The 13,379-nt window shown below is 61.6% G+C and carries 14 protein-coding genes; 8 read left to right on the top strand and 6 right to left on the bottom strand.

The annotated features are described in order from the left end of the window. Positions 1 to 40: 40 nt before the first annotated feature. From EKH80_RS02270 to EKH80_RS02240, 7 genes are all read left to right on the top strand, one after another. Positions 41 to 1,264: a sensor histidine kinase gene (locus EKH80_RS02270; protein ID WP_230473370.1), complete on the top strand. Its 1,224-nt coding sequence runs from the start codon at positions 41 to 43 to the stop codon at positions 1,262 to 1,264. Positions 1,265 to 1,319: 55 nt separating this feature from the next. Continuing rightward, on the top strand, positions 1,320 to 1,961 hold the full coding sequence (locus EKH80_RS02265; RefSeq protein ID WP_126683082.1) for a response regulator: 642 nt from the start codon (positions 1,320 to 1,322) through the stop codon (positions 1,959 to 1,961). Positions 1,962 to 2,183: 222 nt separating this feature from the next. Continuing rightward, positions 2,184 to 3,554: an SRPBCC family protein gene (locus EKH80_RS02260; protein ID WP_126683081.1), complete on the top strand. Its 1,371-nt coding sequence runs from the start codon at positions 2,184 to 2,186 to the stop codon at positions 3,552 to 3,554. A 136-nt stretch (positions 3,555 to 3,690) separates the two neighbouring features. Then, positions 3,691 to 4,629, top strand: a complete 939-nt coding sequence (locus EKH80_RS02255) for an ABC transporter ATP-binding protein (protein WP_126683080.1) — start codon at positions 3,691 to 3,693, stop codon at positions 4,627 to 4,629. Further along, the gene (locus EKH80_RS02250; RefSeq protein WP_126683079.1) at positions 4,626 to 5,360 is read left to right on the top strand and encodes an ABC transporter permease subunit; all 735 of its coding nucleotides are present in this window, start codon (positions 4,626 to 4,628) and stop codon (positions 5,358 to 5,360) included. Before EKH80_RS02255 ends, EKH80_RS02250 begins: the two co-directional genes overlap by 4 nt. A 1-nt stretch (position 5,361) precedes the next feature. Then, positions 5,362 to 7,284, top strand: a complete 1,923-nt coding sequence (locus EKH80_RS02245; RefSeq protein ID WP_126683078.1) for a GldG family protein — start codon at positions 5,362 to 5,364, stop codon at positions 7,282 to 7,284. A 10-nt stretch (positions 7,285 to 7,294) separates the two neighbouring features. Further along, a complete protein-coding gene (locus EKH80_RS02240) occupies positions 7,295 to 8,167 on the top strand; it encodes a cytochrome c oxidase assembly protein (RefSeq protein WP_126683213.1) in 873 nt (290 codons plus the stop codon). 1 nt (position 8,168) lies between these two features. On the opposite strand, the gene EKH80_RS02235 is transcribed toward EKH80_RS02240, so the two are convergent. Genes EKH80_RS02235 through EKH80_RS02225 form a run of 3 tightly spaced genes read right to left on the bottom strand, consistent with a single transcriptional unit; the run spans position 8,169 to position 9,985 of the window. Beyond that, positions 8,169 to 8,927, bottom strand: coding sequence for a metallophosphoesterase (locus EKH80_RS02235; protein ID WP_126683077.1), 759 nt, complete (start codon positions 8,925 to 8,927; stop codon positions 8,169 to 8,171). Positions 8,928 to 8,933: 6 nt separating this feature from the next. Next, on the bottom strand, positions 8,934 to 9,377 hold the full coding sequence (locus EKH80_RS02230; RefSeq protein ID WP_126683076.1) for a copper chaperone PCu(A)C: 444 nt from the start codon (positions 9,375 to 9,377) through the stop codon (positions 8,934 to 8,936). After that, positions 9,374 to 9,985 carry an SCO family protein gene (locus EKH80_RS02225; protein ID WP_126683075.1) on the bottom strand — a complete coding sequence of 204 codons (612 nt, stop codon included), beginning with the start codon at positions 9,983 to 9,985 and terminating at the stop codon, positions 9,374 to 9,376. Before EKH80_RS02225 ends, EKH80_RS02230 begins: the two co-directional genes overlap by 4 nt. Positions 9,986 to 10,069: 84 nt before the next feature. On the opposite strand from EKH80_RS02225, the gene EKH80_RS02220 reads away from it, so the two are divergent. Then, positions 10,070 to 10,444 (top strand): DUF423 domain-containing protein, encoded by a 375-nt coding sequence (locus tag EKH80_RS02220; protein ID WP_126683074.1) that lies wholly within the window; start codon positions 10,070 to 10,072, stop codon positions 10,442 to 10,444. Between the two features lie 86 nt (positions 10,445 to 10,530). On the opposite strand, the gene EKH80_RS02215 is transcribed toward EKH80_RS02220, so the two are convergent. The 3 genes from EKH80_RS02215 to EKH80_RS02205 all read right to left on the bottom strand — a co-directional run bounded on the left by EKH80_RS02215 (position 10,531) and on the right by EKH80_RS02205 (position 13,332). Beyond that, positions 10,531 to 10,722, bottom strand: coding sequence for a type II toxin-antitoxin system antitoxin (locus tag EKH80_RS02215; protein WP_126683073.1), 192 nt, complete (start codon positions 10,720 to 10,722; stop codon positions 10,531 to 10,533). A gap of 6 nt (positions 10,723 to 10,728) precedes the next feature. Further along, entirely contained in the window at positions 10,729 to 11,598 is an 870-nt protein-coding gene (locus EKH80_RS02210) for an SPFH domain-containing protein (RefSeq protein WP_126683072.1), read from the bottom strand. Between the two features lie 198 nt (positions 11,599 to 11,796). Continuing rightward, positions 11,797 to 13,332, bottom strand: a complete 1,536-nt coding sequence (locus tag EKH80_RS02205; RefSeq protein WP_126683071.1) for a transglutaminase-like domain-containing protein — start codon at positions 13,330 to 13,332, stop codon at positions 11,797 to 11,799. Between the last annotated feature and the right edge of the window lie 47 nt (positions 13,333 to 13,379).

Raw genomic sequence — 13,379 nt, 5'->3', positions numbered from 1 at the left:
GCATGACACCCCGCCCCCGGGCAGGCCTATGATGCGAGCCATGGCGATCACCAACTTCAACCACAAGCGGCTACTGCGCATTACCGGCTTGTTCGCATACCTGTGCGACGGCCTCCCGCTGTTCACGCGCTGGGCCACCGAGCGGCTGGACTTGCTACATCGCCCGAACTTCGCCTTGTTGCTGTGCCTGCTTTTCTATCTGGTCTTCGGCGTGCTGTACCTGCTGGTCACCAACAACCTCGGCTCGCGCACGCATGTCGGCGCACGCCTGTGCGGCCTGTTGCTGATGACCGCTGCGGCCGCGCTGGTGGGCTGGTACAGCCACAGTGGTCTATCGGCGATTCTGCTGGTAGTGGTGTCGGTGATCCTGCCGTGGGTGGTGCCATTCTGGATCGGCGTGGCGTGGATGGTGCTGCAGGCGGTCTGTCTGACTGTCCTGTTCTCCGCCTTCCCCGAGCTGAAGTACAGCATCACCCTCGCATTTTTGCAGGCGTGCATCTATACAGCGTTTTCTGGCCTGGTCTTCGTGGTATCGACCGTGGCCAATCAGCAAGCCGAGGAGCGCGAGGTGCAGCGGCGCCTGATCTCCGAATTGCGCGCCACGCGCGCGTTGCTGGCCGAATCCACCCGCATCGCCGAGCGCATGCGCATCGCGCGTGAGTTGCATGACCTGATCGGCCACCACCTTACTGCGCTCAGCCTCAATCTGGAGGTGGCCAGTCACCTCAGCAACGAATCAGCCGCTGTGCACGTACGCAAGGCGCAAACCACGGCACGCCTGCTGCTGGCCGATGTACGCGAGGCGGTCAGCGAGTTGCGCCAGGACGACGCAATCGATCTGACCCAGGCCCTGCAAAGCCTGGTCGACGGCGTCCCTAGCCTGCACGTACACCTGACCATCCCGCCGCGCTTCAGCGTGGAAGACCCACGTCGGGCGCAGGTGTTGCTGCGCTGTGTGCAGGAGATCATCACCAATACCGCCCGGCATGCCGGTGCCCGCAACCTGTGGCTCACCTTTACTTACGAGGACGAGACCCTGCTCAGCCTGTGCGCGCGGGACGATGGCCGCGGCACCAGCGACATCACGCCTGGCAACGGCCTTTCCGGCATGCGTGAGCGGCTGGCCGAATTCGGCGGTAACGTGACGATGGACAGTGCGGCAGGGCAGGGTTTTGCCCTCAGCATCCGTCTTCCATTGGGCGAACCCTCGGTGCTGGCCCATACGCCTTCCCGGTTCGAGCCCCCGGCATTGAGCCTTACCTGATGACTTGTCAGAATTTCATAAGCCCGACAAGTCATCTTAGCTGCGAGGATCCGCGATGATTTCCGTTTGTCTCGTCGACGACCAGAACCTGGTGCGTCAGGGTGTGCGTTCCCTGCTCGATCTGGCCGAAGACATTCGCGTGGTGGCCGAGTGTGCCGACGGCGTGCAAGCGGTGCAGGACATTCCGCGCATCAAGCCGGACGTGGTGCTGCTGGACCTGCGCATGCCCAACATGAGCGGCCTGGAAGTGCTGCAGGCGCTTTCGGCGCGCAACGAGCTGCCGCCCACCATCATCCTTACCACCTTTGATGACGACCAGCTCGTGCTGCAGGGGCTGAAGGCCGGTGCACGCGGCTACCTGTTGAAAGACGTATCGCTGGAACAGCTGGTGGAGGCGGTGCGTACCGTGGCCAACGGTGGTTCATTGGTTGCGCCCATGGTCACCCAGCGCCTGCTGGCGGGTGTCGGCCGTATCCACAATCAGTTCACCAGCCTGGAGCAGCCCGACCCGTTGACCGAGCGCGAGACGGAGATTCTGCGTCTCCTGTCCGGCGGCTACAGCAATAAGGAAATCGCCAATTCACTCAAGGTGGCCGAGGGCACCGTGAAGAATCACGTCTCCAACATCCTTTCCAAGCTTGGCGTGCGCGACCGGACCCGCGCCGTGCTCAAGGCTTTGGAACTGGGTATCGTCTGATCCGCCGACTACTTTAGACGGTCGAAAAATGCTGCTTCGCAACGCAGCTAGGGGCCTTGTCGGCCCGTAGCGTTCCTTCGCGTGAGCAAGTACCATCGGCAGCTTAGGCGCCGGCCGACCCCCCGTCCTGACGCGGTTTCCCTCCCTGGAAGACCACCGAGGCGGTCCGTTCCGACCTGCGCTTTCCATCGCAGTTAGAGAGACGTCTCGGAGAAACCTGGAATGACGCGTGTTCTGGAATTCATCGTTGCCCTCATCATCGTCGTCGTGGCCGGCGTCGTGGTGGGCATCATCATGCCCGGCAGTGGCCACGTTGAACGGTCATTGGTGGTGAGCAAAGACCTGCGCCAGGTCTACGACATGGTGTCCAATTTCCGTACTTTCCCGGACTACGCCGTGCTGCGCGCTTACGATCCGCGGACCCAGTACAGCCTTTCCGGCAGCGCTTTCGGCGCGGGTTCCGAGATCAGCTGGAGCAGCCAGGATGACAAGGTGGGCGAAGGCAAGCTGACCATCGCCAATGCCAAGCCGGACTTCAACAAGATCGACAGCACTGTCAACAGCGCTGGGCTCACCTGGAACGTGGACAACGCCTGGCGTGGCAGCGACAAGCACTTCACCGTGGATCTGCTGCGCCAAGGCAGCACCGGCAAGCTGACCAAGATCACCTGGTCGTATGACGTGAGCTACGGCTTCAACCTGCTGGACCGTTACTCCAACCTGTACATCCACGGCCAGCCGGATGCCTTCATCCAGTACAGCCTGAACAATCTGCAGAACGCCCTGGCCAGCGTACCGAACGTCGATTACGGCGACGTGGTTCCCTACATGGCGCAGCCCAAGCCCGCACCCGTGCTGATGGTGTCCACCCAGATCGACCTCAAGCATGGTCTGATCGACGCCATGAACGATGCGGTGCCGGCGGCCGAGAACCAGATCAAGGCAGCGGCGAAGAAGCTGGGCGTGAACATCACCGGCCCGCGCATCATCTACACGACCAACTTCGGCGACCAGACCTATACGTTCGACGTGGCGATGCCGATCGACAACGCCAGCCTCAACATCAATGGCCAGAGCTACCAGCTCGCGGCGGAAACGCCGCCGTCGCTGACAGACCAGGCTGCTTCCGCCAGCACCAGCGCCAACCCGGCCAGCGCCCCGGCGCTGAATCCCGGCGACAAGGATCGCAATGGCCGCCTGGTGATCGACGCCAACGTGCGTGGCGAGCTGGCCTTCGGCGGTTCGGCGCTGATGGCGAAGTGGAACGGCACCATCGTCGGCGTGAAGAACACCCGCGAACAGCTCGAGGCCTATGCTCAGACGCATGGCCTGAAGTTCAACGAAATCACCAGCCGCAGCTACGACATCGAAGTGCAGCCGGAAGTGAAGGACAACTCCGGTAATATCAGTACCTACGCCCAGTACGAAGTGTATTTGCCGATATTCGACGCCCAGGGAGTCACCGGCGGCGCCGTGCCGGCACAGACGCCCGAACAGCAGGCTGGTATGAAGCAGCCGACGGTGCTGAGCAACAACCCGCAGCCGGCTTCCGGCAGCAGTGCGCCGGCTCCGGCGAGCAGCGCGGCGAAGTAAGCCATACGACTCCAATGGCCCAGAAAAGCCCTCCCCCGCGGAGGGCTTTTTCGTTTCGGCGACGCGACTTTGCGATCCGCAAAACTTCGTAGCGCGCTTGCGGTACATTGCGTTGCGGTTCCTTACGCGAGCGGACATGATCGAGACCGACAAGCTGACCAAGCGCTACGGGCATTTGACTGCAGTGGATGCGCTCAGCATCTACGCCGAGCCGGGTCAGGTGCTCGGCCTGCTAGGCCCCAATGGTGCGGGCAAGACCACGGCGATGCGCATGATTGCCGGCTTCCTCACGCCTAGTTCGGGTACGGCGCGTGTATGCGGTTACGATGTGATCAAGGCGCCGCTCAAAGCCCGGCGCGCCCTAGGCTACCTCCCGGAGGGCGCGCCCAGCTATGGCGAAATGACGGTGCGGGAGTTCCTGGTGTTCGTCATGCGCATGCGTGGGCTGCGCTCGGACGTGGGCCGGCGCCGTTTTGATGAAATCGTCAGCTATTTGCAACTGGAAGAGGCGTTGGGCGTGAGTGTGGATACCTTGTCCAAGGGCTTGCGCCGTCGTGTCGGGCTGGCGCAGGCGATCCTGCACGATCCGCCGGTGCTGATGCTGGACGAACCCACGGACGGCCTGGATCCCAATCAGAAACATGCGGTGCGTCGTCTGATCGATGCGATGGCGAGGGAACGCACGATCCTGATTTCCACCCATCTGCTGGAGGAAGTGCATGCGCTGTGCAACCGCGTGGTGATCATCGCAGGCGGCCAGTTGCGTGCCGACGCAACGCCGGCGGAACTGGAAGCACGCTCGCGTTACCACGGCGCGGTTTCCTTCAGCGCTCAGGGGAGCGGCGTGTCGCAGGAAATGCTCGGACGTTTGCCGCAGGTGGCCGGCATCGAGGTGGATCCCCTGGACGGTCGCATCACGGTGTTCCCCAAACCCGGCGAGCGCATCCTGGAACCGGTCGAAGCGTTGTTGCGCCAGCAGGGGCTGGAGATTTCCGAAATCCAGCTCGAGCGCGGGCGCCTTGATGAAGTGTTCCGCCAGATCACGCTGGGCACGGAGCGGGAGGCGCGGCGATGAGTCCAGCCATGGCGGTGATGCGCCGCGAATTGCGTAGCTATTTCGTGACGCCGGTGGCGTATGTGTTCATGGTGATCTTCATGGTGCTCTCGGGCATCCTCACCTTCTACGTCGGCGACTTCTACAACCGCAACATTGCCGATCTGCAGCCGTTCTTCGTGATGCACCCGTGGCTCTACCTGATCCTGGTGCCGGCGGTGTCGATGCGCCTGTGGGCGGAGGAGGCCAAGTCGGGCACGCTGGAACTGCTGCTCACCCTGCCGATCAATCTGTGGCAAGCCATGCTGGGCAAATTCCTCGCCGCATGGCTGTTTGTCGGCCTCGCCCTGCTGCTCACGTTTCCCATCTGGATTACCGTCAATTACCTGGGCTCGCCGGACAACGGCATCATCATTGCCGGCTATATCGGCAGCTGGCTGATGGCGGGGGCCTTCCTGGCGATCGGTGCATGTCTGTCGACGGTGACCAGCAGCCAGGTGGTGGCCTTCATTCTTACTGCCGTGGTGTGCGTGCTGTTGTTACTTGCCGGGCAATCGCAGGTGCTTGATTTCTTCCAGGGCACCCTGCCGCGCAAGCTGGTGAATGGCGTGGCGCACCTGTCCATGCTGCGCCATTACGAGGCGATAGCGCGTGGCGTGCTCGATGTGCGCGATCTGCTGTATTTCATTCTCACTATCGCGGCCTGGCTGGCCGCGGGCGTGCTGGTGCTCGACATGAAGCGGAGCCACTGACATGTTCGGGCTTTCCCTGCGTCGACGCACTGTACTCATTAGCGGCCTTCTCGCGCTGATCCTCGCGTATTGCTGCCTGACCCTGATCACCAGTCGCTGGCTGGCGCCCAAGCGGTTCGACCTGACCCAGGACGGCTTGTATACGCTCTCGCCCGGAACGCGGCAGATTGTGGACAACGTGAATCGCCCGCTCTGGCTTACCCTGTATTTTTCGCAGCATGCGACGAAAGACCAGCCCCAATTACGCAGCTACGAACAGCGTGTCGCCGAGATGCTGCAGGAAATCGTGGCCCGCTCACACAGCCGCATCCACTTGCAGGTCGCCGACCCGGTCCCTTACTCGGACGATGAAGCCAGTGCGGAAGGCAACGGCCTTACGCCGATCAACGGCGGCAGCAACGGCGAGCGCATTTTCTTCGGCCTGGTGGGCACCACTCGCCCACCCAGCAGCGAAGCTGCGGCCGACTCCCTGGCTGACTACCCGCAGGCGAAATCGGGCGAGCAGGCCGAGCGCACGCTGTCGATTCCTTTCTTCGACCCGAATCGGGAAACCTTTCTCGAATACGATGCTGCCAAATTGTTGTATCAGTTGAGCGAATCGGAAAAGCCGCGTATCGGCGTGATCACCGGGCTGCCGGTAATGGGTGACCCCGCGCAGGGCACGCAGGCGTGGGCAGTGATGCGCCAGCTGCAGCAGCTGTTCGACGTCCAGGTGGTCAATACGGACAAGCTCAAGCGGATCGACAAGAGCATCCAGGCGCTGCTGCTGATCCAGCCCAAGAATCTGCCTGCCGACGTGCAATACGCACTCGACCAGTACGTCCTTGGCGGCGGACACCTGGTGGTATTTGTCGACCCCTTCTCTGAATCCGATCCCGTGCCGCTGGTGACCGATGCGACCAGTGCCACCAACAATCACAGCTCCAACCTGCCACGACTGTTTGCCGACTGGGGGGTTTCGTTCAATCCGGACCAGGTCGTGCTCGACCAGGCGCGAGCGTTGCAGATCGAGCTGGCCGGGGCGAATCTTGCCCATCCTGCCATGCTTGGCCTGGGGACTGCGGAACTCAATCGCGACGATGTGATCACCGCCAGCCTGCAGCGCATCAATGTTTCGACCGCCGGGCATTTCGACCTGCTGCCGGACTCGACCACGCGCCTGATCCCGCTGATGCAAAGCAGCTCGGATGCCGAGGTCGTGCCTACGCAGCGCGTGATCGAGGCCAGCAGCAATCCCTCCAGCCTGCTGGATAACTATCAGCCGCAGAACCAGAACTACGTAATCGCGGCGCGCCTGCGAGGGCCCTTCGTCAGCGCTTTCCCGGAATTCGCCAAGCGTCCTGGGCACCTGTCCACCTCGCCGCCGAACGCGGAAGTGATCCTGGTGGCCGACACGGATCTGCTGACCGACCGTTTGTGGGTGGAAACGCAGAATTTCCTCGGCCAGCCGATGTTGAGCGCCTTCACCAACAACGGCGATTTCATCAGCAACATGGTGGATAACCTCACCGGTTCCTCCGCGCTGCTGTCCATTCGCGGTCGTTCCACCTCGCAACGCCCCTTTACGCGCGTAGAAGCACTGCGGCGCGCGGCAGACCGCAAGTTCCTGCAGAAAGAGAAGGAACTACAAGGTGAGCTGGCCGATACCAAGCAGCGGCTGGAAGAATTGCAGCCCGGCAAAAGTGCACGCGATACCTCGACCAGTGCCGAACAGAAGCAGGAAATCGGGCAGTTCCTGCAGCGTCAGCTGGCGATCAGCAATGAACTGCGCGAAGTGCAGCATCAGCTCAACGCAGAGATCGACGCATTGGGCATGCGGCTGAAGGTCATCAATATCGTGCTGCTACCGGCGCTGATTACGCTGGTGGGGCTGATGTATGGCTGGCAGCGCACGCGGCGGAATCGACGGCAGCGCGCCGGTTGAGGCCGATAGAATGATCGCCGCCCTGCTCAAGTGGATCATTCCCTGGGAGTTCTCCTGGATTTTTCTGCTCAGCTTCCTGTGCGCCTCAATGTTGTACTGGCGTGGTAGCCGCAAGCTGCGGGTCAGCACGGGGCGCAAGCTTGCGTTCTGGACGGGCATGACGATCGTCTATCTGAGCCTGCACACCTATTTCGATTTCTATGCCGAGCATGAGTTTTTCATGCATCGTATCCAGCAGTTGCTGCTGCACCATCTGGCGCCGCTGATGATCGTGGCGTCCTATCCAGGCCCGGTGCTGCGCGCCGGCTTGCCGCTGGATTGGCGCGTCCGCTTGTTGCGCCCGGCGTTGCGCACATGGCTGTGGCGAATAGTCAGCGCCGTACTGCTCAATCCCGCCGTTGCCACCATTGTGTTCGTGGCTTTCGTCCTGGTCTGGCTGATTCCTTCCATGCAGACCATGGCGATGCTCGACTGGCGCGTCTATCGCTTCATGAACTGGTCGATGATTGTCAGCGGCTTCGTGTACTGGTGGCTGGTGCTGGATCATCGGCCGCGGCCGCCGGGGCGGATGATTCCCGGCATGCGCGTGTTGTCGCCCGGCATCACCATGGCGCCGCAGATCCTGGCCGGCGCCATCATCACTTTTTCCAGGGCCGATCTTTATCCCATCTTCGAAATCTGCGGGCGTGCCTTCAACTTCAACGTGTTCACCGGGCAACTGATCGGCGGCATCATCATCTGGGTGCCGGCCGCGACGCTTGAAACCATCGGTGGTTTGCTGGCGATGCGACAGTGGTTGCGCTTGTCGCGCAGCGGGCGCATCAGGCGGCAGGCTCGGGCGCAAACGGTTGCCCACGTCACGGTGGGCGGCGTGAGCCGTTGATTCAGTACACCTGTACCAGCTGGCGCCGGGTGAAGTGCGCTTCCGAGGGATAACCAAAGGCGTTGTTGACATAGTTGACGCCGTCGATCGTCACCTGGCGGTTGACGTGACTGTGACCGTAGACATGCACGCTGGATCCAAGCTGCCTGAGTTGCGACTCCAGCATCGTCGTGCCCAGCACCGGATAGATCTTGCGGTGCTTGTCGGGTATGCGATCGGGCATCAGGTCGATGCGCGGCAGGAAATGCGAAAAGCTGATGATCCGGCGTGCGTCCCGCAACGCGGATGAGGACGACGCCGGGTTCTGGTCCGTGAAAAACTTTGTCAGGGCGGTTTCGTCGTAGCCTGGCCATCGGCAGTTACGGTAGTCGGCCCAGGCTGCCCTGAGGTAATCGTCCGCAGCGCCAAAGGAGTAGTCATACCAGCCTTGCAGCGGCACTATCGCCAGATCACCCTGGCAGAAGATATCCATGCGCACGCCAAACTCTCGCATGGCCGAATGCACAGCCTCCAGCTTCCCGAACGAATCGCGCATGTGCTCGCGATTGATCCATAGATCGTGGTTGCCAGGTACGAACAGCACGGCGGAAAAGCGTTTCGTCAGTGTTCTGAACGCGTCTTCGAGCAGGCTAAGGCGGTCGGAAACGTCGCCGGCAAGAATCAGTACGTCATCGTTGTACTCGTGCAACGGCAGTTGCTGGAGCCACTCACGATTGGCCGCATAGTCCAGGTGCAAATCGGAGATCGCGAAAACGCGCATGGGGTTTCAATCAGGGGCGTTGGCCGGACGCACCATGAAGGGTACCCGCAAATGGCTGCCGTCGGCGAAATCCAGCGTGACGTCGATCGTTTGGCCTGGTTTGTAGGGATGGGTCGCTTCCTGCAGCATCAGGTGAAAGCCTGCCGGCGCCAGGGAAACCTCGCCGTGGGCCGGAATGGTCAAGCGATCGAGCATGCGCATGGAACTGCCTCCCGCCGTATCCGTTGCGCTCTGATGAAGCATCACCGATGCATAGAAAGCGCTGCGTGCGGAAACCAGCGTGGCGGCGGACGAGCCCTGATTGTCCAGCGTCACATAACCTGCCGCCGGCAGATCGGCCGGCAGCAGGCGAATCCACCCATGGCTGGCCTTGACCTGGTCTGCCTGCGTTGCATGGGCCTGCAACGGAAGCAGGATCGCCAGCCATAGCCATGGCACGCCGCGCTTCATGTAGCACCTCCTGGACTGAGCAGCAGGTGCAGGTCATGCACCAGCTTGTCTTGGGTATCCTCAGGCGTGGCAAGCAGGCGAGCCTTGCCGCTGGCGTCAAAGATGTAGATGCCGGAACTGTGGCTGACCTCGTAGCTGCCGCCCGCTTTGCCGGGTTCACGGCTGAAGGCGGCGCGATAACGCTTGGTGAGTGCCTCGATGTCGGCAGGCGAACCGGTCAGGCCGACGATGTGGGGATCGAATGCGGTGACATAGGCATGCAGCGCTTCGGCGGTGTCTCGCTGCGGATCGACGCTCACGAACAGAATCCGCGCACCATCCGCCAACTTGTCCAGCCGCTGCATCACCACGTGCAGATGGGCAAGAGTCAGCGGGCAGACATCAGGGCAATGGGTGTAACCGAAGTAGAGCAGGGTGACCTTGCCGCGGTAATCCGACGCTGTGACGGCCTTGCCCTGGTCATCGGTGAGCGCAAAGGCGAGATCCGGCATGTGCCCGGAGATATCGGTGAGTTGCCATGGCGCCGTTGCGTCATTTCGCTGGCATGCGGTAAGCAGCAGCCCCAAGACGAATAGGCAGGCCAGGCGGGCGAGGCGAGCACGCTTCATGCAAGAATTCCTTCGCTGGAACCCGAGCAGGATACGCCATGCGCCTGCGTTTCGGCTCTTTCCGTGACACAGGAAAACGCAACCATGCGACAACTTGCCCAATCCCACGAAGGGGTGCTGTTGGGCGCTGCCGGAGCTAGTGCTGTATTGCTGGGCGCCTTCGGCGCACACGCTCTGCGGACTGTCTTCAACCCGGCCCAGCTGGAGCTTTGGCACACGGCGGTGCAATACCACTTCTGGCATGCCTTGGCCCTGGCTGCTGCGGCCCTGGCTCACGCAGGCAAGGCGCGCCGGCTGGCGATCCGGGCGTTTGCGCTTGGCATCGTGTTGTTCAGCGGAAGCCTGTATGCGTTAGCGCTGGGTGCGCCGCATTGGGTCGGCATCGTTACGCCTCTTGGCGGCGTGGCGTTCATCGTTGGCTGGATCGGGTTGGGGGCAAGCGTGAGGACGAGCCCTTGAAGATCTAGAGAGGGTCTGAAAAAGTCCGTCACGGACTTCCGCGCCGTCCCTGGCCCGCGAAAACGCTGAGCTTATTCAGAGTTTTCCTAGCGGCCCTCGTCATCCGTTATCGGCTTTGCCTTGGCCGGCTTGAGCCGGCCATTAGCGTACAACGCGTTACGCAAGACATATTCGATCTGCGCATTGACGCTACGCAATTCATCATCGGCCCATCGCTGCATGGCTTCCAGCACGACGGGACTGATGCGCAGCGGATAGGCCTTTTTTTCAGCCGGCATGGGGACTCAGTGGTACAAAGTGCCGGTATTGACCACCGGCTGCGTTGCACGCTCCCCGCACAGGACCACCAGCAGGTTGCTTACCATGGCCGCCTTGCGCTCTTCGTCCAGATCCACGACGCCTTGACTGCGCAGTTTTTCAAGCGCCATGCCCACGATGCCGACGGCGCCTTGCACGATTCGCTCACGTGCCGCGACGATCGCACTTGCCTGTTGCCGCTGCAGCATGGCTTGGGCGATTTCCTGCGCATAGGCAAGGTGGCTGATTCTGGCTTCCGTCACCTGCACGCCGGCCCGGTCCAGTCGCGCTTGGATTTCGTCCCGCAGGTGATTGTTGATGATCTCCCCGTGGCTGCGCAGCGATGGCTTGCCGTCCTCATGAGCGTCATAGGGATAGCTTTGCGCCATCTGGCGCAACGCCGATTCGCTCTGGATGCTGGCGAAATTCTCGTAGTTGTCCACGCAGAAAACGGCTTCCGCCGTGTCCACGACCTGCCATACGACGACGGCCGCGATTTCAATCGGGTTACCGTCGCTGTCGTTGACCTTGAGCTTGCCGCTCTCGAAGTTGCGCACACGCAGCGATATGCGCTGCCTGCTATAGAACGGGTTGGTCCAGCGCAGGCCTTCATGGCGCACCGTGCCGGCGTATTTGCCGAACAGCTGCATGACTTGTCCTTCGTTGGGTGCGACCTGAAAGTAGCCTTTGAGGAAAAAGAGCGTCAGCGCATGGATAAGGATCCCAAGGCCGCCGATCCAGACGGGCGCTGCGCCATTGGCCACATTCGCGTAGCACGCCACACCGATCAGCGCGAGCCCCAGGCAGACGAATACGAATGGAATCCCGGCAATCGAAAACCCTGTGCGTTCGTTCATGGGACGGTCCTCCTGAATGATCAAAATTAGATATCAAAAAGATATCTAATTCAAGTGGACCGTCCAGACCTGAGGCGCCGCGTGAAAGAGGCCTGCGGCGCTGGAGGATGCGGCTATCCGGTTCCCGCCGACATTCAGAGGGCACCTGCTTGCATTCGGCACTCCACCGGCCAGTAGCGGTGGCGCCGGACCGGCGCCTTACCTCGTTCTACCGGCACCGCCGCCTCCGTTTACTGAAACCCCTCCCGTTGAAAAGCTGGCCGGCGTAGCGTTGAACACCTCGCTGAACGTCGCTATCGAATCGATCTGGATGCTGCCGAATTCATTGGCCGCATTGAAGAAATGCCATGGATTGCCGTCGCTGATGTCCAGCGCGATATGGCCGGTATCGAAGTGTGTAACAGCAGGGTCGAAACTCTGCCAGCGTCCATGTACCCAAGCCACGACCCAGGCATGGGGCACGAACACGCGTTGCTTGTTGTCGTAGCGTTTGGCATAGAGCATGCCTACGACGACGCGCGCAGGAATACCTTCTGCGCGCGCCAGCGCGGCAAGCAGCACGGCATATTCGGCGCAGTCGCCGCGTCGGTCCCGCGCCACTTCCAGTGCGGAGGCGTAGCCGATGTCCAGCCCACGTGCGGAGAGGTAACGGTTCACGAATGCATTGAGATTGCCCATGATGTGCGATTTGTTGTGCGCGCCTCCGGCTGCGAGCGACGCCAGCTGCTTGATTTCCGGCGCATCCGATTGCAGCCAGGCATTGGGTTGCGTGTCCGCCGACGTAGGCGGGCTCTGTGCGTCCAGTTCTCCGCGGTAGACATTGATTTGCCACTCGCCATCGCCAAGATCGACCACCGACTGTTCGTCCGTGTTGATGAACGGTTTGATGATCGCCTTGTTGGTGACGTGCACCCGATAGCTGAGGAAATCCGACAACATTTCCGGTGTGATCAGGCGTGGGGAATCGACTAATGCCGAATCCAGCATGTTCAGGTTTTGCGTCGGCGCCTCGGCGCAAGCCTCACTGCAGGCAACCATATCCATCGGCTTGCCAAGCAGGGTGACCTCACCTTTGCGGATATTGCCCTGCGCGTCCAGCCACAGATCGACGCTCTGGATGCTTTGGGGCCCTTGCAGCGTTTCGCGTTGGTGACTCAATGTCTCCGCGTGATCGACGAGTTGCACACGTTCGTTGCCGATGACGGTCACGCTCAGGTCTATCGCCTGTTGACTGGCCTGGTTGTACGTCAACAGGCGGTAATCCGTGCCAGGGTGCGCGGCGGCCGCCTGCATGGCTTTGCGCTGGCCTTCCACCAGCACGGCTCCCGCCGGCCAAGTGACGATCGATCGGCGGGTTTGCCCGCCGACGGTGTTGACCAGCTCCAGACGGCCATCGGGCAACCGGCTGCCTTCCACCTTGGTTTCGGTGGCGGACATGGTGCTGGTCATGGTGAAGTCGACGGGTTCTCCCGCTGCGGTTTCCACGCTGCGGCTGACATTGATGTATGGCACCACCTTTTGATTGCGCTCGATCGACATCACCAGCGTCTGGGTGGTGGTGACCGTGTTACCGCGCTGTTCGCGCCGGATTTCCTCATGGCCGATCTTGCGGCCGTTGAGCAGCACGGTCATCCAGGTGGTGTCGACGGACGCAGCATCCGCGGCGGCCTTTACCTGGCTGGGGGCAAGGCACAACATCGGCACCAGCAAAAGCGGGGCGAACCTGCTGCGCATAGGTCAGTCCGTGGGGAGACGGATGCAGGTTAGTGGATGCTCTTTTG

The sequence above is a fragment of the Dyella choica genome, assembly GCF_003977665.1.
Lineage (GTDB): Bacteria > Pseudomonadota > Gammaproteobacteria > Xanthomonadales > Rhodanobacteraceae > Dyella_B > Dyella_B choica.
This window is presented reverse-complemented; position numbering and strand designations above follow the sequence as displayed.